Origin of the sequence: Vineibacter terrae (assembly GCF_008039615.1) — a bacterium.
Lineage (GTDB): Bacteria > Pseudomonadota > Alphaproteobacteria > Reyranellales > Reyranellaceae > Vineibacter > Vineibacter terrae.
On the sequence record NZ_VDUZ01000003.1, the window covers coordinates 122,759 to 144,709 of the forward strand.

At 69.7% G+C, this 21,951-nt stretch carries 19 protein-coding genes; 11 read left to right on the forward strand and 8 right to left on the reverse strand.

Annotated features, from left to right (window positions below; translation table 11 throughout):
• Positions 1-30: 30 nt before the first annotated feature.
• The 4 genes from FHP25_RS03645 to FHP25_RS03660 all read right to left on the reverse strand — a co-directional run bounded on the left by FHP25_RS03645 (position 31) and on the right by FHP25_RS03660 (position 5,611).
• Positions 31-1,587 carry an acyl-CoA synthetase gene (locus tag FHP25_RS03645; protein WP_147845539.1) on the reverse strand — a complete coding sequence of 519 codons (1,557 nt, stop codon included), beginning with the start codon at positions 1,585-1,587 and terminating at the stop codon, positions 31-33.
• A 52-nt stretch (positions 1,588-1,639) separates the two neighbouring features.
• Complete coding sequence (locus tag FHP25_RS03650) at positions 1,640-3,070, reverse strand: MFS transporter (protein WP_147845540.1); 1,431 nt, start codon at positions 3,068-3,070, stop codon at positions 1,640-1,642.
• A gap of 137 nt (positions 3,071-3,207) precedes the next feature.
• On the reverse strand, positions 3,208-3,984 hold the full coding sequence (locus tag FHP25_RS03655) for an alpha/beta fold hydrolase (protein WP_178133256.1): 777 nt from the start codon (positions 3,982-3,984) through the stop codon (positions 3,208-3,210).
• A 22-nt stretch (positions 3,985-4,006) separates the two neighbouring features.
• Positions 4,007-5,611 (reverse strand): FAD-dependent monooxygenase, encoded by a 1,605-nt coding sequence (locus FHP25_RS03660; RefSeq protein ID WP_178133257.1) that lies wholly within the window; start codon positions 5,609-5,611, stop codon positions 4,007-4,009.
• Positions 5,612-5,713: 102 nt separating this feature from the next.
• On the opposite strand from FHP25_RS03660, the gene FHP25_RS03665 reads away from it, so the two are divergent.
• The 5 genes from FHP25_RS03665 to FHP25_RS03685 all read left to right on the forward strand — a co-directional run bounded on the left by FHP25_RS03665 (position 5,714) and on the right by FHP25_RS03685 (position 11,388).
• Positions 5,714-6,631, forward strand: a complete 918-nt coding sequence (locus tag FHP25_RS03665; RefSeq protein ID WP_147845543.1) for a LysR family transcriptional regulator — start codon at positions 5,714-5,716, stop codon at positions 6,629-6,631.
• A gap of 177 nt (positions 6,632-6,808) precedes the next feature.
• Positions 6,809-8,038 carry a cytochrome P450 gene (locus FHP25_RS03670; protein ID WP_147845544.1) on the forward strand — a complete coding sequence of 410 codons (1,230 nt, stop codon included), beginning with the start codon at positions 6,809-6,811 and terminating at the stop codon, positions 8,036-8,038.
• 125 nt (positions 8,039-8,163) lie between these two features.
• The gene (locus FHP25_RS03675; RefSeq protein WP_231712194.1) at positions 8,164-9,180 is read left to right on the forward strand and encodes an asparaginase; all 1,017 of its coding nucleotides are present in this window, start codon (positions 8,164-8,166) and stop codon (positions 9,178-9,180) included.
• A complete protein-coding gene (locus FHP25_RS03680; protein WP_147845545.1) occupies positions 9,156-10,496 on the forward strand; it encodes a class I SAM-dependent RNA methyltransferase in 1,341 nt (446 codons plus the stop codon). Before FHP25_RS03675 ends, FHP25_RS03680 begins: the two co-directional genes overlap by 25 nt.
• A 121-nt stretch (positions 10,497-10,617) precedes the next feature.
• A complete protein-coding gene (locus FHP25_RS03685) occupies positions 10,618-11,388 on the forward strand; it encodes an SDR family NAD(P)-dependent oxidoreductase (protein ID WP_147845546.1) in 771 nt (256 codons plus the stop codon).
• A 143-nt stretch (positions 11,389-11,531) separates the two neighbouring features.
• Here the strand turns inward: FHP25_RS03685 and FHP25_RS03690 are convergent, their stop codons facing one another.
• Positions 11,532-12,620, reverse strand: coding sequence for a DegT/DnrJ/EryC1/StrS family aminotransferase (locus tag FHP25_RS03690; RefSeq protein ID WP_178133258.1), 1,089 nt, complete (start codon positions 12,618-12,620; stop codon positions 11,532-11,534).
• A 157-nt stretch (positions 12,621-12,777) separates the two neighbouring features.
• On the opposite strand from FHP25_RS03690, the gene FHP25_RS03695 reads away from it, so the two are divergent.
• Positions 12,778-13,797: an NADP-dependent oxidoreductase gene (locus FHP25_RS03695; RefSeq protein ID WP_178133259.1), complete on the forward strand. Its 1,020-nt coding sequence runs from the start codon at positions 12,778-12,780 to the stop codon at positions 13,795-13,797.
• Complete coding sequence (locus FHP25_RS03700; RefSeq protein WP_178133260.1) at positions 13,794-14,972, forward strand: acyl-CoA dehydrogenase family protein; 1,179 nt, start codon at positions 13,794-13,796, stop codon at positions 14,970-14,972. The genes FHP25_RS03695 and FHP25_RS03700 overlap by 4 nt, the downstream gene beginning before the upstream one ends.
• Before the next feature lie 239 nt (positions 14,973-15,211).
• Here FHP25_RS03700 and FHP25_RS03710 read toward each other — a convergent pair whose 3' ends face one another.
• Positions 15,212-16,129 carry a hypothetical protein gene (locus FHP25_RS03710; RefSeq protein WP_147845551.1) on the reverse strand — a complete coding sequence of 306 codons (918 nt, stop codon included), beginning with the start codon at positions 16,127-16,129 and terminating at the stop codon, positions 15,212-15,214.
• A gap of 194 nt (positions 16,130-16,323) precedes the next feature.
• Between FHP25_RS03710 and FHP25_RS03715 the strand changes: the two genes are divergently transcribed.
• From FHP25_RS03715 to FHP25_RS03725, 3 genes are all read left to right on the forward strand, one after another.
• Positions 16,324-16,794 (forward strand): hypothetical protein, encoded by a 471-nt coding sequence (locus FHP25_RS03715; protein ID WP_147845552.1) that lies wholly within the window; start codon positions 16,324-16,326, stop codon positions 16,792-16,794.
• A 91-nt stretch (positions 16,795-16,885) separates the two neighbouring features.
• Positions 16,886-17,755, forward strand: a complete 870-nt coding sequence (locus tag FHP25_RS03720) for an alpha/beta fold hydrolase (RefSeq protein ID WP_147845553.1) — start codon at positions 16,886-16,888, stop codon at positions 17,753-17,755.
• A gap of 47 nt (positions 17,756-17,802) precedes the next feature.
• On the forward strand, positions 17,803-18,207 hold the full coding sequence (locus FHP25_RS03725) for a hypothetical protein (protein WP_147845554.1): 405 nt from the start codon (positions 17,803-17,805) through the stop codon (positions 18,205-18,207).
• Between the two features lie 140 nt (positions 18,208-18,347).
• On the opposite strand, the gene FHP25_RS03730 is transcribed toward FHP25_RS03725, so the two are convergent.
• Both FHP25_RS03730 and recG read right to left on the reverse strand, forming a co-directional pair.
• The gene (locus FHP25_RS03730) at positions 18,348-19,334 is read right to left on the reverse strand and encodes a diacylglycerol/lipid kinase family protein (protein ID WP_147845555.1); all 987 of its coding nucleotides are present in this window, start codon (positions 19,332-19,334) and stop codon (positions 18,348-18,350) included.
• A gap of 19 nt (positions 19,335-19,353) precedes the next feature.
• Positions 19,354-21,435 (reverse strand): ATP-dependent DNA helicase RecG, encoded by a 2,082-nt coding sequence (gene recG, locus FHP25_RS03735; RefSeq protein WP_147845556.1) that lies wholly within the window; start codon positions 21,433-21,435, stop codon positions 19,354-19,356.
• A gap of 135 nt (positions 21,436-21,570) precedes the next feature.
• Between recG and FHP25_RS03740 the strand changes: the two genes are divergently transcribed.
• Positions 21,571-21,846, forward strand: a complete 276-nt coding sequence (locus FHP25_RS03740) for a succinate dehydrogenase assembly factor 2 (protein ID WP_147845557.1) — start codon at positions 21,571-21,573, stop codon at positions 21,844-21,846.
• The last annotated feature ends 105 nt before the right edge of the window (positions 21,847-21,951 follow it).

The following is a 21,951-nucleotide window of genomic DNA, read 5'->3' on the forward strand; positions in this document are numbered from 1 at the left end:
TGACGGGTCGTTCGCCCGAACGACAGGCCCCTAGTTCACCCGCTTCTCGTAGCCCTTCCAGAACGGCTCGCGCAGCTCGCGCTTGAGCACCTTGCCGGCGCCGGACAACGGCAGCGAGGTATCGCGGAACTCGACCGAGCGCGGGCATTTGTAGCCGGCGATCTGGGTCCGGCAGTGCGCGATCACCGCTTCCGCCGTGAGGTTGGCGCCGCTGCGCGGCACGACGACGGCGTGGATGGTCTCGCCCCATTTGGGGTCGGGGATGCCGATCACGGCCACCTCGGCGACGCCCGGCATCAGCGAGATCGCATTCTCGACCTCGGCCGAATAGACGTTCTCGCCGCCCGAGATGATCATGTCCTTGAGGCGGTCGACGATGAAGACGAAGCCCTCGTCGTCCATGTAGGCGGCATCGCCGCTGTAGTACCAGCCGTCCTTGAGCACGGCCGCCGTCTCCTGGGGCTTGTTCCAGTAGCCCAGCATGATCATCGGCCCCTTGGCGGCGACCTCGCCGGCGGTGCCGCGCGGCACCTCCTGGCGGTTCTCGTCGACGATCTTCAGCTCGGCCGTATGCGCCGCCAGCCCGCACGACTTGATGCGGCCGGCATAGGGTCCTTCGAGCGTCGTGTAGCGCGGCGGCAGCAGGGTCAGGATCGGTGCCGCTTCGGTCATGCCGTAGGCATGGATGAACTGGCAGCCGGGGAAGACCTGCAGGGCCTTGCGCAGCACGCCTTCAGGCATCGGCGAGGCGCCGTAGAGGATGTATTTGAGGCTGGAGACGTCGAAGTCCGCCACCTTGGGATGGTTGGCCAGCATGTTGATCATGGTCGGCACGTACTGGCCGTGCGTCACCTTTTCCTGCGCGATGGTCTGCAGGCAGTCGGTGGCGTCGAAGCGCGGCACGAAAGCGTGGAAGCCGCCGCAGGCCGTGACGCCGAAGGTCGAGGCGCCGTCGGCGAGATGGAACATCGGGCCGGAATGGATGTAGGTCGTATCGTGATCGAAGTACAAGCCGGCGATGGCGTTCATCGCGTTCCACACCAGGTTGTTGTGGCTCAGCATCACGCCTTTCGACTTGCCGGTCGTGCCGCCGGTATAGAACAGCCCGGCCAGCGCCTCGCCGCCGGCGCCGGCATCCGCGATCGCCGGCGCGGCCGCGAGATCCTCGTAGGGCCGCATGCCGGCGGGCGGCGCATCATCGTCGAGGTAGTAGACCGCCGTCACCGTCGGCATGTGGCCGGCCAGCGCCTCGGCATGGGCCTTCATGGCGCCGTCGATGAACAGCAGCCGCGAGCCTGAATCCTCGAGGATGTACTGTACCTCCGGCGTCGCCAGCCGGGTGTTGACGGGCACCATGGCAGCGCCGATCCACGGGATGGCGTACATCAGCTCGAAATAGCGGTCGCTGTTGAGCGCCAGGATCGCGATCCGGTCGCCAGGCTGCACGCCCGCTGCCTTCAGGCCGCCGGCGATCCGCGCCACGCGCTCGACGGTCTGCGACCATATCCGCCGCCGTCCCCGGAACACCGTGGACTTCTCCTTGGGCCGGATCTGGCCCGCACGCCGCAACCCCTGTGTCAGATACATCGCCTGTCCTATCTGCGTTCCACTCCCCGGATATGGAGTTGCGTTTGGCGGCTCACGTCAAGGACGTTCGCGCGGGAACGGCTTGCTGGGCGGAAGCCTTGTCCGCCTCCGGCGGCGCGTCGGTGAGCGCCAGCGCCTTGCCGTGGGTCTCGACGCCCAGGAACGTGAAGGCCAGCCCCAGCAGCAGCCCGCAGCCGGCCAGGAACAGGAAGGCGGGCATCACGGCGTCGGCCGTGGCCCTGGGCGACACGAAATTGCCGGTGCCGGCGATCAGCGCCAGGCACAGCGGGCCGGCGATCTTGCCGACGCCGTTGGCGGCCTGGGCCAGGCCGACGCCGCGGGCCGCGAGGCGCACCGGGAAGATCTCGGCCGAGTAGGGGCCGATGTTCGAGAAGCCGCCGTCGAAGAACAGGGCGCCCAGCACGATCATGATCATGAACAGCGGCCAGCCGGCCGCGAACTGGTCATGGAAGAGGGCGGCGGCGCCCAGGGTCACGGCGATGCCGTAGCCCATGATCTCGCCGCTGCGCCGCCGGCCGATGCGCAGCGGCATCACCGTGAACAGGACGCGGCCCAGGATGCCGCTCAGGCTGACATAGACGAAGAGATGCGCCGCCTCCTTGGGCGCCAGTCCGAGCAGCAGGGCGACGATCGTCGGTCCCCACAGGAAGACGCCGTAGTTCGCCGTGCTGGCGCTGAACCAGACCAGCAGCGTCAGCCACAGCCGGCGCGGGTCGGCCAGCAGGTCGCGGAAGCTGGCCGAGGCGGGTGAGGCGGGCGGCGGGGCCGGCAGCGGCAGCGACTCGATGGGCAGGCCGAAGAAGCGCGCCGTCGTGGCGCGCGCTTCGGCGATACGGCCGCGCGACACCAGCCAGCGCACGGATTCGGGCATGATGAGGACGATCGCGATCGCCGGCAGGATGGGGATGAAGCCCAGCGCCGCCAGGCCGCGCCAGCCCAGCACCTGCAGCAGCGCCGCCGCCGACAGCGAGGCCGCCAGGATGCCGAACGAGACCGGGATCACGGCGGCGCTGGTGATCAGCGTGCGATGGCGCGTGGGCGTGTATTCGACGATCAGCGGCATGCCGACGGCCGCCGCGGCGCCGACGCCGAAGCCGACCACGAAGCGCAGGACCGAGAACAGCACCCAGGCGCCGTCGGGCACGAAGGCCACCGAGCCCGAGGCGACGGCGCAGAGCAGCACGCCGGCGACCAGCAGCTTCTTGCGGCCCCAGATATCGGCCAGGGCGCCCCAGCACAGCGCGCCCACGATGGCGCCGATGCCGGCGCTCATCAGCATGATCGACGACTGGCCGAAGGTGAGCTGCCATTGCGGCGCCAGCACCACCACGAGGAAGCCGACGATGAAGAAATCGAAGAAGTCGAAGATCGTGGTCGCGATGCCCAGGCCCAGGCTCACCCAATAGCGCCAGTTCAGTGGGGCTTCGTCGTAGATCGAGACCAGGTCCTTGGTTCCGGACATTGTTTCCTCCCTTCATTTCATGCGGACCGCGGGCGTCCACGCCCGCATCGGCGTGCCCGCGCCGACGTTTCGCTCTCCGCTTCGCTACGCGCGAATGCGGGCGTGGACGCCCGCGGTCCGAATGGCAGCTCCCTCGCTCAGCCCGACAGAAACCTGAGCACGGCTTGCGCCACCGCCGCCGGGTCCTGGATCGTGCCGACATGGCCGATGCCGGGGATCGTCACGGCCTGGGCGCCGGCGATGTCGCTTGCCAGCGCCAAGGTGTGGGCCGGCGGGATCAGCCGGTCCTCGGCCGCCGCCAGGACCAGGGTGGGGGCGCGGATCGCGGCGAGGTCGATCGCCACGGGATGGCGCATCAGCGCGGCGCGGCGGGCCTTCTGGGCCTCATCGCGCGTGCTGCCGGCGAAGATGGCGGCCACTTCGGGATGCGCCTGCTGATAAGGTGCGGTGAAGAACCAGGCCGCGATGCGGCCGGCGCTCGCCGGCAGCCCGGCGCGCAGGGCCGCGATGGCCTGCATCGCCTCGGGATTGAGCGCTGCCAGGTTGGCCCCGACCCGGAAGGTGCTGCTCAGCACCAGCCGGTCGACCTTGTCGGAATGCCGGGCGGCCAGGACCTGCGCGATGGCGCCGCCGAGCGACGTGCCGAAGACGTGGGCGCGGGCATGGCCCAGGCCTTCGATCACGCCGGCGACGTCGTCGGCGAGGTCGAGCAGGGAGTATTCCTGCGGCGGGTTGCGGGTGCGGCCGGAATCGCGCTGGTCGCAGGCGATCACCGTCGCATGCGGCGCCAGCAGCGGCGCGAACGCATCGAACATCGCATGGTCGGCCTCGGCGCCGTGCAGCAGCACCAGCGGCGGCCCGCTGCCGGTCTGCGCATAGGCGGTCTCCGTGCCGTTGGCCTGCACGACCTGCATCACGTTCTCCTTGTGAGAAGCGCTATCGCAACAGCGCCTGCAGCGCGTTGCCGAGCTCCTTGGCGGGATCCGACGGCAGCCATGGCATGCGCCAGGCGACATGGCCGTCGGGCCGCACCAGCGCGGCGCCGCGCAATCCCATCTGGAAGCCGTCGGCGGGATCGGCCGTCGGCAGCATGTGCAGGCCCAGCGGCTGCTTCAGTGATCTGGCCACGCTCCTGCCGGCCTCGAGCCATTCCTGGCCGAGCGGCCCGGCGACGACGGCGAAGTCACGGTCGAACCAGTCGAGCGTCGATTGCTGGCGCGCGAGGTCGAGCCACAGATGCGGGAAGCGGCCGCCGGGCCGGTCGCTGGGCGTGTAGACACGCGTGTCGTGTCCCGTGCGCACCGTGCCGTCGGCGATCACCGCGCCCTGCTCGTAGGAGAAGCCCAGCGCCTGGCCGATGCTGTGCAGGTGCTTGTCCATGTCGTTGATCCAGAAGCGGATGCGGTCGGGGGTGCCCGAGCGGATCGCGTCCTCCGTGAGCGGAAAGCGGCGCATGTTGCCGGTGCTGAAATCGGCATTGGATTCGGCGACCGGGCGGCGCTCCAGGTCGTAGCTGTCCAGCAGCCGCTCCGATGCCAGGCCCTTGAGCACATAGGCCAGCTTCCAGGCGAGGTTGTGCGCGTCCTGCACGCCCGAATTGAGGCCGAACCCGCCGGTGGGCGGGAAGCGGTGGGCGGCATCGCCCACCAGGAAGATGCGGCCGCGCCGGAACGATGCGGCGACCTGCCGTGTCATGCGCCACACCGAGCGGTTCAGCAGCGTCACCTCGAGGTCCGGCACGCCGGTCTGGGCCCGGATGATCTGGATGATCTCGGCATCGCTCCAGGGGCGCGGACGCTCATCGGTGGCGCCGCCCACCGGCAGCAGGGTCAGCCAGCGGTCACGCCCGTTGGTGTTGAGGATGGTCGAGGCGACGGTGTGCGGATCCTGCGGGATGACGCGGTAGCCCGCCGCCTCGCGTGCCAGCGGGAAGCGGGACAGGTCGCCGCGCCAGTATTCGTTGCAGATCGTGGCCATGTTGGCGGGGCCGACCATATCGATGCCGGCGGAACGCCGTGTCGCGCTGCCGGCGCCATCGGCGGCGATGAGGTAGCGGGCACGCCATGTCGTGGTCTCGCCCGACGCAGCGCGGGTCGTCGCCTCGATGCCATCCTCTGTCTGCGTGAACGATTGGAACTCGGTCGAGAACAGCACCCGCGCATGCCGCGACGCCTTGACGACGCGGTAGATCTCCTCCTCGACGGCGTCCTGCGCCACCAGGCTCTTCCAGGCCGGGGTCTGGCCCAGGTTCGGCTCGGGCCGCGTGCGGCCGATCTCGCGTCCGGCCACGCTCTCCACGAAGACGAACATGTCGGACTTGTCCTGCAGGCCGCGAGCGCGGATCGCGTCCTCGATCCCCCATTGCCGGAAGATCTCCATCGTGCGCACCCAGCAGCCGCGCGACTTGGGATGATCGGTGGTGGTGGCGCTCTTCTCGACGACGGCGCAGTCGATGCCGAAGCGATCCAGCAGCAGCGCCATGGCCAGTCCGACCGGGCCCCCACCGACGATGAGCACCGATGTCGTGTTGGCTTCCGTCATGCGTTTCCCCATTGCTTGTTGGCCCTGAGCCTGCAGTGGCGCCTTCCATCTAGCAAATATATGTTTGATATCCTTTCCATCTCGCTTTGAGATAGGTAGCGCATGGATCTGCGGCAGCTTCGCTACTTCGTCGCCATCGCCGAGCGCGGCAGCTTCAGCGCCGCGGCGAGCGCGCTCAATGTCGCGCAGTCGGCGCTCAGCCGGCACATGAAGGCGCTCGAGCAGGAGATGGGCGGACTGCTCTTCGAGCGCGGCCGGCACGGCATCGCGATCAGCGAATCGGGAAAGATCCTGCTCGACCGCGCACGCTACATGCTGGGCGAGATCGACAACATCCGGGCCGAGGTCTCGCTGGAGAACCGCGAGCCTGGCGGCACGGTGCGGCTGGCAGCGCCGTCGACCCTGGCCGACATTCTCTTCGCGCCGCTGGCGCAGCACGTCGCGCGCCGCTTTCCGCGCGTGCGGGTGCAGTTCAGCGAAGGACTGACCGAGGAGCTGTGCGGGCGCGTGCTGCGCGGCGCGCTCGATCTGGCGCTGGTGACGACGCCGCAGCGCAACGAGCATCTCGACTATGTCGAGCTGTTCACGGAAGGGGTCTACCTGATCGGCGCGCCGGATGATCCGCGCATGCGCACGCGCAGCTTCACGCCCGGCGCCGTGGCGGCGCTGCCGCTGATCCTGCCGCTCAGCGAGGTCGGGCGCGCGCTGCTGCCCGAGCGCCCGGCCTGCGCCTTCCGGGTCGACAACATGATTCCGCTGAAGCAGATGGTGATGGCCGGCCTCGGCTACGGCTTCCTGCCGTATTCCGGCATCCACCAGGAGCTGGCCGCCGGCACCCTGGCCGCCGTCGAGATCCCGTGGATCCGTGCCCGGCGCGTGCTGGCGCTGCCGCGCGACCGGCCCACCAGCCGCGCCACCCGCGAGATGGTCGCCGCCATCAAGGCCGTCAGCGCCACCCTCATCGCCGACGGCCGCATCCGGTGCGTGACAAGTCGACCCATCTCCCCGCGAAAGCGCTAGGGTGCATCTTTCCACCCTCGGAAAATCAGGACTGTCATCCCGAGCGCAGCGAGGGATGACGGTCTTGATTCCAGCCTGTGCGAAAGGAAGGCAGAGTTTCGATACAATTGTGTATCGAACTGCTTGGCGTGGCGGCCGGGTTCCGCTAGGGTGTGGCAAACTCGCGGAGGAAGTGCGATGCCCGATACCCTGACGACGGCGCCGCAGGCGCCCGTGTTCAATCCGCTGGATCCGGCCTTCATCGCCGATCCGTATCCCACGTACCGCTACCTGCGCGAGACGGCGCCGGTGTTCCGCACGCCGCTGGGGATGTGCATCGCCAGCCGCTACACCGACATCGCCCTGGTGCTGCGCGACAAGCGGTTCGGCAAGGCCTATGCCGCGGGCATCGTGCGCCGCTACGGCGAGCAGGGGCTGCAGGAGCGCGCCTTCGCCAATCTCGGCGCCACGATGCTGGTGCTGGATCCGCCCGACCACACCCGCCTGCGCGGTCTTGTGACCAAGGCGTTCACGGCCCGCCGCGTCGAGGAGATGCGCCCGCGCATCGCGGCCCTGATCGATTCCCTGATCGACCGCGTCCACGACCAGGGCAGGATGGATGTCATCTGGGACTTCGCCCACCGCCTGCCGGTGATCGTGATCTGCGACATGCTGGGCATCCCCGAGGAGGAGCGCGGCCAGTTCCTTGACCAATCCTACGTCAATGGCCGGCTGATCGATCCCGTGCCGATGAGCCGTCAGGAGATCGACGACTCCAACAAGCGCACCGAGGAGTCCGATGCCTATTTCGACAAGCTCTTCGAGCGCCGCCGGCGCGAGCCGGGCGACGACCTGACGACGCTGCTGGTGCAGGCCGAGGAGGCGGGCGACCGGCTGTCGCCCCTGGAGCTGCGCGCCAATGTCAGCCTGCTGTTCGCTGCCGGCCATGAAACCACCGCCAACCTGATCGGCAACGGCCTGCTGGCGCTGCATCGCAACCCCGAGCAGTGGCAGAAGCTCAGGGATGATCCGTCGCTGGCGGTCGGCGCCGTGGAGGAGCTGCTGCGCTACGATTCCTCGGTGCAGATGACCAGCCGCGTCGCGCACGAGGACCTCGAGCTGGGCGGCTTCCCGGTCAAGAAGGGCGAGCAGGTGGTGTGCCTGCTGGGCGGCGCCAACCGCGACCCGGCGATCTACAGCGATCCCGAGCGGCTCGACATCACGCGCCAGAACGTCCGGCCGCTGTCCTTCGGCGGCGGCATCCATCACTGCCTGGGCGCCCAGCTGGCGCGGCTCGAGGGCGAGCTGGCGTTCAAGGCGCTGGTCACGCGCCTGCCCGATCTGCGCCTGCCCGGGATCGACGCGCCGCAATGGCGCCCCAGCTTCACCCTGCGCGGCCTGAAGACGCTGCCGGCCGCGTGGGGGTGACGACAAGGGACTTGCGGCCGACCGCTTAGTCCGTCATGTCGAGCGCAGCGAGGCACCTCCCGGGAACGGCGTTCCTGTTCGCAGGAGATTCCTCGCTGCGCTCGCAATGACGGAAGGGAAAAGGCGTGAGCAGCGACAAGCCGATCGTCATCGAGGTGACGCGCGGCGCCATGATCGAGAGCCGGCATGTCGGCGCTGGCGCCGTCATGAAGATCGACGGCACGGTGGCGGCGTCATGGGGTGACATCGACTCGCCCGTCATGGCGCGGTCGGCGATCAAGCCGCTGCAGGCGATCCCGCTGGTCGAGAGCGGCGCCGCCGAGCGCTTCAGCCTTTCCGACATGCACCTGTCGCTGGCCTGCGCCTCGCACAACGGCGAGCCGCGCCATGTCGAGGCCGTGCGGGCGTGGCTGTCCCGGGTCGGGCTGTCCGAGGCTGACCTCGAATGCGGCGCCCATGCGCCGGGCCGGCTGCCGGTCTACGAAGCCTTCCTGCGCAGCGGCGCCGCGCTGACGGCGGCCTTCAACAACTGCTCGGGCAAGCACACCGGCTTTCTCACGACGGCGGTCCACAAGGGCGAGCCGACGCACGGCTATATCCGGCGCGATCATCCCGTGCAGCAGCGCCTGCTGGGCGTCTACGAGCAGCTGGCGCAATGCGATCTGTCGCGCGCGCCGATGGGCACGGACGGCTGCGGCATCCCCACCATCGGCGTGCCGCTGCGGCACATGGCGCTGGCGATGGCCAACATGGCCAACCCGGCCCGCCTGCCGGAAGCACGTGTCACGGCGATCCGGCGCATCCGCGCTGCCATGAACGCCGAGCCGTTCTACATGGCCGGCACCGGCCGCTTCTGCACCCGCATCAACGGCACGCTGGCCGGCGTGGCCCAGATCAAGACAGGCGCCGAGGGCGTCTATTGCGCCATGCTGCCGACCCTGGGGCTGGGCGTGGCGCTCAAGATCTGGGACGGCACGGCGCGCGCGTCGGAAGTGGCGCTGGCCGCCATCCTGCGCCATCTGGGCGTGCTGTCCGATGCCCAGTTCGATGCGGCGGTGACGCCGCCGGTCCTCAACGTCGTCGGCCTCAAGGTCGGCGACATCCGTCCGGCCGCCTCATGGCTCGGCGCCGCCAGCCGGTAGCGCGCACGCCGCGCCGGGCCGCCGCGGCGGCCGCGCCATCGGCGCCGATCACGGTGACGGTGGACGCGGTCGGTCCCGGCGGCACGGGGCGCGCGAGCGCGGATGTCGACGGCACGCCGCGCACGCTGTCGATTCCCTATGTGCTGGCCGGCGAGACGGTCGAGGTCCGCGCCCTGCGGTCGCGGGGTGAGCGGCTCGATACCGAGCTGGTGCGGATCCTGGCGCCAGCGCCGCAGCGGCAGCCTCCGGCGTGCCGGCATTTCGGCGCCTGTGGCGGCTGTGCTGTCCAGCACTGGCCCGACGACGCCTACGCCGCCTGGAAGGCCGAGGCGCCTGTTTCGGCATTGCGCCACCGCGGCATCACGGCGCAGCAGGTCCTGCCGCTGGTGCGCACCGGGCCCGCAACCCGGCGGCGCGCCGATATCGCTCTCAGGCGCACGGCCGACGGGGTGCGCGCCGGCTTCGCGCGTCGGGCGTCGCACGACATCGTCGATCTCGCCGAATGCCCGGTGCTGATGCCGGCCCTGGTTGCCCTGGTGCCGCCGCTGCGCACGCTGCTGGCGGCGGTGCTGCCGCGCGCCGCCGCCGCCGAGGCTGTCGTCAACTGGACGGATACCGGCGCCGATGTGCTGCTGGTCCCCGAGGACCGGCTGCCGCTGGATCTCGACCGCCGCATGGCCCTGGCCGCGTTTGCCGAGGCCACCGATGCGGCGCGCGTCGCGTGGGGCGGCCGGCGCTCGGCCGAGGTGGTGGCCGCCAGGCGCGCGCCGCGCCTGCGGCTGGGAGCCGTCGATATCGAGCCGCCGCCGGGGGCGTTCCTGCAGGCCAGCCTGGCCAGCGAAGCCGCGCTGCAGGAAGCGGTCCGCGACTGGCTGGGTCCGGCGATGCGTGTCGTGGACCTCTATGGCGGTGTCGGCACCCTGTCGCTGGGCCTCGTGCCGCAACGGCGCGTGACCGTCGTCGAGGGCGACCGTGCCGCGGTCGCCGCCGTCGAGGCCGGCCTGCGCAAGGCGGCGCTGAGCGGCGTCGCGGCGGCGCAGATGCGCGACCTGGCGCGTGACCCGCTGCCGGCCGAGGAGCTGAATGCCTTCGATGCCGCTGTCTTCGACCCGCCGCGCGCCGGCGCCGCGGCGCAGGCGGCCGAGCTGGCGCGCAGCGGCGTGCCGACCGTGATCGCGGTGTCCTGCGATCCCGTGAGCTTCGCGCGCGACGCCCAGATGCTGGTGGGTGGCGGCTACCGGCTGGAGCGTCTCATGCCTGTCGACCAGTTCCTGTGGTCCCCGCACGTCGAGCTCGCCGCCCTGTTCCGGCGATAGCGCCTCCTCGCCCCGCTGCCGCGGGGCGAACCCCAGCCTGCGCGATCGCCCCACCCCCGTGACATTCCCGCGCCACCCCGATAGATCAGTCAGGGTTCAGGATCACGCGTGGAGGGCAGCGATGTCGATGTTCGATCTGACAGGCAAGGTGGCGGTTGTGACCGGCGGCAGCCGCGGCATCGGCCGCTCCATCTGCGAGCAGATGGCGGCGCATGGCGCGAAGGTCGTGGTGTCCAGCCGCAAGCTGCCGGCCTGCGAGGAGGTCGTCGCCGGCATCAAGGCCAAGGGCGGTCAGGCGGTGGCGGTGGCCGCCAACATCTCCGACAAGACGCAGCTGGAGAACCTGGTCGCCGAGTCGCGCAAGGCCTATGGCCGCATCGACATCCTGGTCTGCAACGCCGCGGCCAACCCGTATTTCGGCCCCCTGACGGGCCTGAAGGACGACGTCTTCCACAAGATCATGCAGAACAATGTGCTCAGCAATCTGTGGCTGATGAACGCGGTCGGCCCGGAGATGGCGGAGCGGCGCGACGGCGCCGTCATCATCGTGTCCTCGATCGGCGCCCTGGTCGGCTCGGCCCATATCGCCGCCTACAACATGTCCAAGGCGGCCGACCTGTCGCTGGTGAAGTCGCTGGCCATGGAGTGGGGCAAGCACAACATCCGCATCAACGCCATCGCGCCCGGCCTGATCAAGACCGACTTCGCCCGTGCCTTGTGGGACAACCCGCAGATCCGCTCGGCGCAGGAGAACAAGGCGGCGCTCAAGCGCATCGGCGAGCCCGATGACATCGGCGGCGTCGCCGTCTTCCTGGCCTCGAAGGCGGGCGCTTTCGTCTGCGGCCAGGTGATCATCGCCGACGGCGGCGTGATCGGCTCAGGCGCGGAATAGCGCGAAGCCTCCTCCCCAGCGCAGCTGGGGAGGAGCCCGAAGGGCGGAGGGGAGGCGACGTGGTCTCTGTGACGAAGATCCCGTCGGTTCCCCCTCCGGCCTTCGGCCACCTCCCCCAACTTGCGTTGGGGGAGGCAACGCCCTCACGCGCCATAGAAATCGGCGATGGCGGCGCAGATGACGTCGACCTCCGCGATCGACAAGGTGGGGTGGATCGGCAGGCAGACACCGTGGTCCCAGCCATAGGTTGCATTGGGGAACGCGGCGTCGTCGGCCGGCGGCGCGCCGGCATGCGCGGCAAGGCCGGGCTGGCGATGCATGGGATAGAAGAACGACCGTGTCTCGACGCCGGCGGCCTCGAGGTGCGCCATCAGCGCGCGCACGTTCTGGGCCATCAGCACGCAGCGGAACGGCACATGCCCAGCATGCGGCGCCGCGCCCAGCACCCGCACCTGCGGCACGCCGGCGAGATGGTCGCGGTAGCGGCGCCACAGCCTTGCCTTGCGGCTGATCACCATGTCGAGCCGCGCCAGCTGGGCCAGCCCGATGGCGCATTGCAGGTCGGTCATGCGGAAGTTGTAGCCCACCGCCTCGTGGATGAAGGAGCCGCGCTGCAGGCGCCCCTGGTTGCGCAGCAGCCGCAGCCGCTCGTGCACGGCCGGATCGCGGCATGCGACGTAGCCGCCTTCGCCCGTCGTGATCGTCTTGTCGGCGAAGAACGAGAAGCAGCCGACGTCACCCAGGCTGCCGACATGGTGGTTCCCGAACGTGACGCCGATGCCCTGCGCGGCGTCCTCGATCACGGCCAGCTTATGCCGGCGCGCGAACTCAAGGACCGCCGTCATGTCGCAGGCGGTGCCGAACAGGTGCACCGGCATGATGGCGCGCGTGCGCGGCGACAGATGCTGGCCGGCCCGGCCCATGTCGATCTGGAACGTCTGGTCCTCGACATCGACGAAGACCGGCGCCGCGCCCACCATCAGCACCGCGGTGGCCGACCCGATGAACGTGGTGTCGGGCACCAGCACTTCATCGCCGGGGCCGATGCCCAGCGCCATCAGGCCCAGGGCCAGCGCCAGCGTGCCGTTGGGCGCCAGCACGCCATGGGTTGATCCGATCAGGCCGTTGAGCTTCTCGCAGAACGCCTGGGCGTGCCTGCCCTCGGTGATCCAGCCATCGCGCATGACATCGATGACAGCATCGATCTCGGCCTCGCCCAGCCACGGACGCACTTGCGTGATGCGCCTTGGTTCATCCGAAATGGTCGGTGCGGAAATATCAATAGCGTGAATAATGTCGGTCATTCATTCGACGTTAGCTGCAAAGCCGGTGCAGGTCTTGGTCGGTTCCCGTGATCAAGTGGTGACGCCGGCAACCATGAGGACAGCCATGCAGAACAGCCGACATGTCGTTCTCGCCCGCCAGCCGCAGGGGCAGCCCGTGCCGGCGGACTTCGCCGTGCAGGCCCGCACCTTGCCGGACCTGCCGGCGGGCCGCGTGCGGGTGGAGGTCCTCTACGCCACGGCCAATCCGGGGAGCCGCAACCGGCTGTCGGGGCAGGCGTCGTACGCCCGCGGCATGGCGCTGGGCGAGACCATGGAGGGGCCCGCCGTCGGCCGGATCGTGCAGTCGCGCAATCCCGATTTCCAGGCCGGCGAGCTGGTGTCGGGGCCGTTCGGCTGGGCGGAGCATGTCCAGGTGAGCGGCCGCGGCCTGCGCCGCGTGCCTGCCGACACACCCTCGGTCAGCGCCTGGGCCGGGATCCTCAGCATCCCCGGCCTCACCGGCTATTTCGGCCTGCGCGACACCGGCGCGGCCAAGGCAGGAGAGACCGTCCTGATATCGTCGGCGGCCGGGCCGGTCGGCGCGACGGCCGGGCAGATCGCGCGCCTAATGGGGTGCCGGGTCATCGGCATCGCATCAGGGGCGCAGAAGCTGCGATGGCTGCGCGAGGTCGCGGGCTTCGACGCGGTCGTCGATCGTGCCGGCGCCGCCACGGCCGACGACCTGGCGGCGCGCATCGCCGCTGCGGCACCCGACGGCGTCGATCTCTACTTCGACAATGTCGGCGGCCCGCTGCTCGATGCCGCGATCGCCAACCTGCGGCTCAAGGGCCGGATCGTGATCTCCGGCCAGATCTCCGACTACAACACCGCGCCGGAGCAGCGCTACGGCACGCGCCGGGTCGATTCGTTCATCAGCAAGCGGCTGCGCATGGAAGGCCTGGTGGTGTTCGATTTCGCCGACCGCTTCGACGAAGCCACGACGGCCATGACCGGCTGGATCCGCGACGGCCGGCTGAAGTTCAAGGAGCACATCGTCGACGGCCTGGAGGCGCTGCCCGCGCTGTTCTGCGCCCAGATGCGCGGCGAGATCTTCGGCCGGGCGCTGGCCCGGCTGGCGTCGTGACGGCCTCGGCGGCCGCGCCGGGCGGCCATCCCGTGCTCGATGCCCTGAACGACGTCCTGCCGGGGATCGCGGCGCGCGCCGAGGAGATCGAGCGCGCGCGGCAGCTGCCGGCGGAGATCGCCCGCATGCTGATCGAGACTGGCGTCTTCAAGCTGTGCGTGCCGGCGGCGCTGGGCGGGCATGAGGCGCATCCGCTGGTGCTGATGCGCGCCATCGAGGCGGCGTCGAGCGCCGACGGCTCGACCGGCTGGAACGTGATGATCGGCGCCACGTCGGGCACGACCGCGGCCTATCTCGCGCCCGACGCGGCGCAGCTGATTCACGGCGACGCCAAGGCCGTGACCGGTGGCATCTTCGCGCCGCGCGGCAAGGCGGTGCGCGACGGCGACAGCTGGCGCGTGTCGGGCCATTGGCAATGGGCCAGCGGCAACAGCCATTGCCGCTGGATGAAGGCGGGCTGCGTCGCGTGGGAGGAGGGCAGGCCGCGCATGGTGCGCGAGGGCGTGCCCGAGGTGCTGACCGTCTACGTGCCGCGCGAGCGCATCACGTTCGATGACAACTGGCATACGTCCGGGCTGTGCGGCACCGGCTCGTGCGACATGCGCATCGACGACGTTGTCGTGCCGGCATCGCACGCCGTGTCGTTGACCCGCGACAGGCCGCGCATCGATGGCCCTCTCTACCGCTTTCCGGTGTTCGGCCTGCTCGCCCTGGGCTGCGGCGCGGTCGCGCTGGGCATCGCGCGCGGCGCCATCGAGGATCTGCGCACCCTGGCCGGCGCCAAGGTGCCGGCGCTCAGCCGTCGGCCGCTGGCCGAGCGCGCCGGCACGCAAAGCGATATCGCGCGCGCCGAGGCGCTGGTGCGCGCGGCCCGTGCCTTCGTGGTCGAGGCCATCACCGTGGCCTGGGAGCAGGCGGCGCGCGGCACCGGGATCGGCGTCGAGGACCGCATGGCGCTGCGCCTGGCCGCCACGCACGCGACCGAGGCGGCGGCGAAGGCGGTCGACATCTGCTACACCCTGGCTGGCGGCACGTCGGTCTATCGCGCCAGCTCCCTGCAGCGCCGCTTCCGCGACGTGCACGTCGTGACCCAGCACATGATGGTGGCGCCGCCCAGCTACGAGCTGGCCGGCCGCGTCCTGGTCCGCCTGCCCACCGACGCCTCGATGTTGTGAGCCCATCCTTCCCTGCCGGGCTCTACGGTATTCACGTCATCCCGAGCGCAGCGAGCGGCCGGCGCCACCTCGATGCCGTCGACCAGATCACGCCCGAGTTCGCAGGCGTCTATCGCCGCTCCCACGCTTGCCCGATGCGCACGATCCCGCCGGGGCTGCAGCACCGGGCCCGCGGACACGCGGCCTTGGGCCAGCGCACCTCTTCGCCCGTCAACGCGTTCCGGCGGGAGTCCATCACCTCATGAGCTGAGCGTCACCAATTGATGCGCGAAGTCCTTCTGATCCGACGTGGGCACCAGGCTGGTGCTGCTGGAGGAGAGGACCTGAGCATAGATGGCGTAGATGACGGAGGCGTTGAGCGCGATCGCAGGCACGCTCGTTGGCAGCTTCTGGGTGGCGATGGCCTTCACCGCGTCGTCCGCCGTATGACCATGATTGATGTTCCACAGCGCATAGGCGACGGAGGCAGGATAATCGTAGCCGCACATGCTCTCGATCACCGCCTGATTGACGTCCGCCCCGACCAGCACCGGCGAGATGTTGCTGGCATTGCCGGTGTCGGCGATATCGTCGATGAATTTCGTGAGCGCCAGCTTGTAGCTGGCATAGGCATCGACGTTGAACTGCGATCCCGCGGTGAAGGTATCGCCAATGCTGGCGATATCGGCGGCGAGCGCCGAGCCCTCGTTGAATCCCAGCGAGGAGACGTTGGCGTAGAGCGCCGCGCCGTTCACCTCTACGTTGGCGGCGAACTCCGAGATGCTCGAGCTTGCCGAGGCGCTGGCGCTGGCGAAGGCCAGGACGATGCGGAATCCGTACCCGCCATAAAGGTTCGCCACCACGCCGTTGGGATCGAACTGCGATTGGTCGGTCATCGGCAGCGCGCTGTAGTAGATGTACTCGTAGACAAAGAACTGAAGTGTGGCAGAGGCCTTCGCCTGGAAGTAGGTGGAATAGCCCAGGCTCGCCGCCAGCGACGCGTTCAGGGAGTACACGTTGATCTGCTGGTTCTGGTAGTTGCCCCCCGAGGGCGGCGGGAACACGAGTCCCGTCGGATTGCGCACGCCATAGGAGCTCAGCGGCGAAAGCTCGGCCGGCATGGGAAGTTGCCATGGCGCCTGACTCGGTGACAGCAGAGGCAGCAGACTGACGGACATCTTTACCTCGATGGGACAGAGCGCGAAATCCCGCTTGCCGCGGACGAGGCGGCATACTGTTTCCCGTCCCTCAGCGAGCGAGGCTGGCAGCATCCCATCGTCAAGGTTGAGTCGACAAGAAAAATCGCATAGCGTATTCAAAAATATGATGACGACAGTGCCGTGCTGGAGTCAGGCCGATATGGGGAGGGGCAATGTGCGGCGGCTTCGACGTGACGCGCAGCGGATGGGTCAACAGCTGGAGCGGCCATACGACGAACTGCTATTACTGCTGTGTCGCCTACCTGCTCAACATGACGACGGAGGCGCTATTCAGGCGCAGCCAGATCATGCAGGAGGACTCCGGCACGCTGCGTGATGTCAACCTGCTGTTCGCAGAGGCGCTTTCGCCCCGTGACGCGGCGAAGGTTGTCTCGCATACATTCTTTGCGCCCGATCTTGAGGGTCAGATCGGCGTCTTCATGCGCAGCCTCACCTTCGGCGACGCTGTTGGCTTCGGCTACACCCGCCCCGATGGCACGGGGCATATGGTGGTTGTCAGTCGGCATGACCTGAACGGACACAACATCTACTTCGACGTCCAGAACAGCACGATGCCCGAGCTCTTCCCGCCCGAAGGCGGCGACTTCGTTCAGGCTACCCTCTTCTACAAGTCCCATCCCTGACGCACCGTCGGCCATAGACAGCATGCCCCGACCGGACCGCTCGCATTGGGTATGCTAAGCCTGTCCGGCCACTTGCTGCCAAGGAGTGCCCATGTTCGAAGGCTTTCAGAGCCAGACGATCGATGTCGGCGAGACCATGATCAACGCCCTGGTCGGCGGCGCGGGCGCGCCGCTGCTGCTGCTGCACGGCTATCCCCAGACGCATGTGATGTGGCACCGCATCGCGCCGGCGCTGGCCGAGCGCTTCACGGTCGTGGCCACCGACCTGCGCGGCTATGGCGACAGCGGCGTGCCGGCGTCGAGCGACGATCATTTCAGCTTCTCCAAGCGCGCCACCGCGGCCGACCAGGTGAAGGTGATGGAACGGCTCGGGCATCGCCGGTTCATGGTTGCAGGCCACGACCGCGGCGCGCGCGTCACGCACCGGCTGGTGCTCGACTGGCCTGACCGCGTCAGCCGGGCCGCGGTGCTCGACATCGTGCCCACGCCGCATGTCTTCGCCCATGTCGACAAGACGCTGGCCACGGCCTACTGGCACTGGTTCTTCCTGATCCAGAAAGCCGACCTGCCCGAGCGCATGATCGGCGCCGACCCGGACTTCTACCTGCAGCGCCTGCTGGGCGGGCTCACCCAGACCGAGGCGATCACCGCCGAGGCCTTCGCCGAGTACCGCCGCTGCTTTGCGCAGGAGGCGCGCATCCACGCCACCTGCGAGGACTACCGCGCCGGCGCCAGCATCGACCTCGAGCACCATGCAGCCGACCACGGCCGCAAGATCACCTGCCCGCTGCTGGTGCTGTGGGGCGCCAGCAGTGGCGTCGGACGCATGTACAAGCCGCTCGAGGTGTGGCGCGGCTGGGCTGACGACGTCAGCGGCCAGGCCGTGCCGGGCGGCCATTTCCTGCCCGAGGAGGCGCCGCGCGAGACGCTGGATGCCATGCTGGCGTTCTTCGGGCAGTGAGGGGCAAGACCGCAAGAACCGCTGCGCGAGGCTTGAGGGAGAGGGCGATGAAGAAGACCTGGACCGAGAAGCTGAACGCGCCGGCGCGGCATCAGGTCAAGCCGGTGCCGATCGACATCGCCGGCATGAAGAAGGGCGAGATCATGCTGGTGCCGACACCGCACATGATCGATGCCTTCATCCGCGCCATCCCGCCCGGCGCCAGCATGGATGTGAGGACGCTGCGCCATAAGCTGGCGCGGCGCTTCAAGGCGGAGGTGGCCTGCCCGATCACGACAGGCTTCCACCTGCGCACCGTGGCCGAGGCGGCCTGCGAAGCCCTGCAGCAGGGCGCCGCCATGGACACCATCACACCGTTCTGGCGCGTGCTCGACGCCGACACGCCCACCACCCGCAAGCTCGCCTGCGGCCCCGGCTTCGTGACCGCCCAGCGCACGAAGGAGGGGATATGAAGCGTGGTGGCAACCCGTCCCCCCTTCGTCATCCCGAGCGTAGCGAGGGATCTCCCGCGGAGGACGCACGGTGCGCCATGCGCGGGAGATCCCTCGCTGCGCTCGGGATGACGGTGCATTCCCGGGACAATAGGGCTGGATCAGCCGCCGTTGTCGGCGCCGCGCACGAAGGTGATCTCGGGCCCGGCGTCGAGCCGCAGCGGCCGGCCGGCCTCGAGGTCGAACATCTCGCCGTCGAGCACGAAGCCGCCGGTCATGTCGATCTCGACATGCGCGGCGTTGACGCTGTGATAGCCGTTGGCGGGCGTCAGATCGGGCGTCGTGCGGCCGCTGAGCGCCGACAGCAGCACGCGCGAGAAGCGGCGCGGCTTGGCCGTCACCGTGGTCAAGCGAATCGGGCCCGGGCCGCTCCCCCAGAACGGCGACAGGCCCAGGATCAGGCGCTCCATGGTGGTGACGGCGATCGCGATGTAGTCGCGGCGCGGCTCCGCCACCGCGTCATGCGTGATGCCGGCCGACACCGGCTTGATCGGGTTGCGGCCCAGCAGTAGCGGGCCTGCAAGGCTCAGCAGGCCGGCGAGCGGCCCGGCGGCATCGCGCATGCCCAGCCGGTTGACCGAGCGGCGGCTGATCATCGTGCCCTGGTGGACGCCGGCGCCGCCGCCGAACAGGCCGTAGGCGGGGCGGTTCTTGTTGGGGCGATGCACGGCGATCAGGCGGCGCGGCACGCGCCCTTCGTTCAGCCGGCCGGCGCGGACACGCGCCAGCACCGCCGCCAGCTCCTTGGCTGGCCTGCGCGCCACGCCGATGTCGTAGCCGATCATGTTGGTGGTGCCGCCCGGCAGCACCGCCAGCAGCGGCATCTTCTGGAAGATGCGCTCGTTGAGCATCAGGCTGAAGACGTGCTGCAGCGTGCCGTCGCCGCCGGCGATCGCCAGCACCTCCACGCCCAGGGCAGCGAACTCGCGCAGCGCCTCGACGGCCTCGGCCTGGCCCAGCGTCTCGCGCGCCACCACGCCGGGCGACTGCACGATCAGGTTCCGCAGGTCGGTCAGGTTGGCGCGGTTGCGGCCGCTCTTGCGGTTGATCAGGACGCCGACAGGGAGGGCGGACGGGGCGAGGGACATGGCGCCCTTTGCCTTGTTGTCAGCCGGAGCGCAAGGTGCGAACCGCCGCGTCGCGCGCGAACAGGTAGAGCAGGATGCGCAGCGCCTCGCCGCGCGGCGAGGCCAGCGTCGGGTCGCGCTCGACGATCAGCCGGGCATCGTCGCGCGCCGCCTGCAGCAGCTCGCCATGCAGCGACAGGTCGGCCAGGCGCATCTCCGGCAGGCCGCTCTGGCGCGTGCCCAGCAGCTCGCCGGCGCCGCGCAGCTTCAGATCCTCCTCGGCGATGCGAAAGCCGTCCTCGGTCTCGCGCATGATCGCCAGCCGCGCCCGCGCCGTCTCGCCCAGCGGCGTGGCGTAGAGCAGCAGGCAGGTCGAGGCCTCGCTGCCGCGCCCGACACGGCCGCGCAGCTGGTGCAGCTGCGCCAGGCCGAAGCGCTCGGCATGCTCGATCACCATGATGGTGGCGGCCGGCACGTCGACGCCGACCTCGATCACCGTGGTCGCCACCAGGATCTGCGCCCGACCCTCGGCGAACGCCGCCATCGCCGCGTCGCGCTCGGCGCCCTTCATCTGGCCGTGCACCAGCGCCACCTTGCCCGGGAACTGGCGGGCCAGCAGGGCGTGCCGCTCCTCGGCGGCGGCGAGGTCGCTGATCTCCGACTCGGCGATCAGCGGGCATACCCAGTAGACGCGGGCGCCGGCCGCCAGCCGGCGGCCGATTCCCGCCACCACCTCGTCGAGGCGGTCGAGCCCGATGGTGCGCGTGTCGATGGGCTTGCGGCCGGCCGGCTTCTCGGTCAGCTTCGACGTGTCGAGGTCGCCGTAGAACGCCAGCATCAGCGTGCGCGGGATCGGCGTCGCGGTCATGGCCAGCAGGTCCACGGCCTCGCCCTTGGCGGCCAGCGCCAGGCGCTGCTCGACGCCGAAGCGGTGCTGCTCGTCGATCACCGTCAGCGCCAGGTCGCGGAACACCACGTCGTCCTGCACCAGGGCATGGGTGCCCACCACGAGGCTGACGCTGCCGTCCTCGAGCCCGGCCAGCATCTCGCGCTTGCGCTTGGCGGTGTCGCGGCCGGTGAGCAGGGCCAGGCGCGCGCCTGCTGCCTCGGCCAGCGGCGCCATGGTCGCGTGATGCTGGCGCGCCAGCAGTTCGGTCGGCGCCATCAGCGCCGCCTGCGCGCCGGCCTCGACGGCATTCAGCATCGCCATCAGCGCCACGATCGTCTTGCCGCTGCCGACATCGCCCTGCAGCAGGCGCGCCATGCGCTGCGGCGTGGCCATGTCGGCCACGATCTCGCCGACCGCCGCCTGCTGGCTCGCTGTCAGCGTGAAGGGCAGGGCGGCGGTTACCTTGGCGCGCAGCCGGCCGTCGCCCCGCACGGACCGCCCCTGGGCCGTGCGCGTATGGTTGCGCACCAGCGTGATGGCGAGCTGGCTGGCCAGCAGCTCGTCGAAGGCCAGCCGCTGCCGCGCCGGTGTCGATTTGTGCAGCTCCTCCTCGGACTGCGGATGGTGCGCCGCCTTCAGCGCCGTCAGCCAGTCGGTCCAGCCCTGGCGCTTCTGCCACGCCGGGTCGAGCCATTCCGGCAGCGCCGGCGTCCGCTCCAATGCCGCCTCGATCGCCTTGCCCAGCGGCCGCGGCGAAAGGCCGGCGGTGAGGCCGTAGATGGGCTCGACCCGCGCCAGCTTGTCGCGCTCGCCTAGCGTCACGACATGGTCGGGATGGGTGATCTGCGGCTGGCCGTTGTAGAGCTCGATGCGGCCGCTCACCACGCGCTGCTGGCCGATCGGCAGCAGGCCCTGGATCCAGGCGGTGCGGGCGTGGAAGAACACCAGCGACAGGCTGCCGGTGTCGTCCTCGCACCAGACGCGGTAGGGCTGGCGCGGCGTGCGCGGCGCGGCGTGCTCGCGCACCGTCACCGTGATCGTGGCCACCGAGCCCGGCCGCGCCTCGGCGATGGTCGGCGCATAGCGCCGGTCGACGACGCCGTAGGGCAGGTGCCAGAGCAGGTCCACGACATGCGGCCCCGTCAGCTTGGTGACGAGGCGGCTCAGCTTGTCGCCGATGCCGGGCAGCGCGGTCGGGGCTGCGAACAGCGGGTTGAGGATCGGCGGACGCATCAGGATTCGCGCGTCATTTCAAGTTGTTGAAGGCGCATCGGTCCTTTATACCGCAGCCCTTGCGCGATCCCAGCCCGGGCCGCGGGGGATATCCTCCGGCCCTGGCGGGAGGGCGTCGATTCGGCCGGGAATGACATGTCACGCGACCAAGACAATCCGCTTGCCGTTCGCCGCCGGCGGCTGCTCTATCGCAGCGAGCATCGCGGCAACAAGGAGAACGACATCCTGCTCGGCCAGTTCGCGCGCGCGCACGTGATGGAATTCACCGCCGCCCAGCTCGACCAGTACGAGGCGCTGCTCGAGGAAAGCGACAACGACATTTTCGACTGGGCCGCCGGCAAGCAGGCCGTGCCGCCCGGGAAGGATACGCCCGTGCTGCGCCTGGTGCTGGCGTTCAAGGTCCGGTTCTGATGAGCATGACATTCGCCCAACGAGCATACCCTCGCCCCGCGGCAGCGGGGAGAGGGAGGGGCCCATCGTGCGCAGCACGATGGGAGGGTGAGGGGTACGGACGAT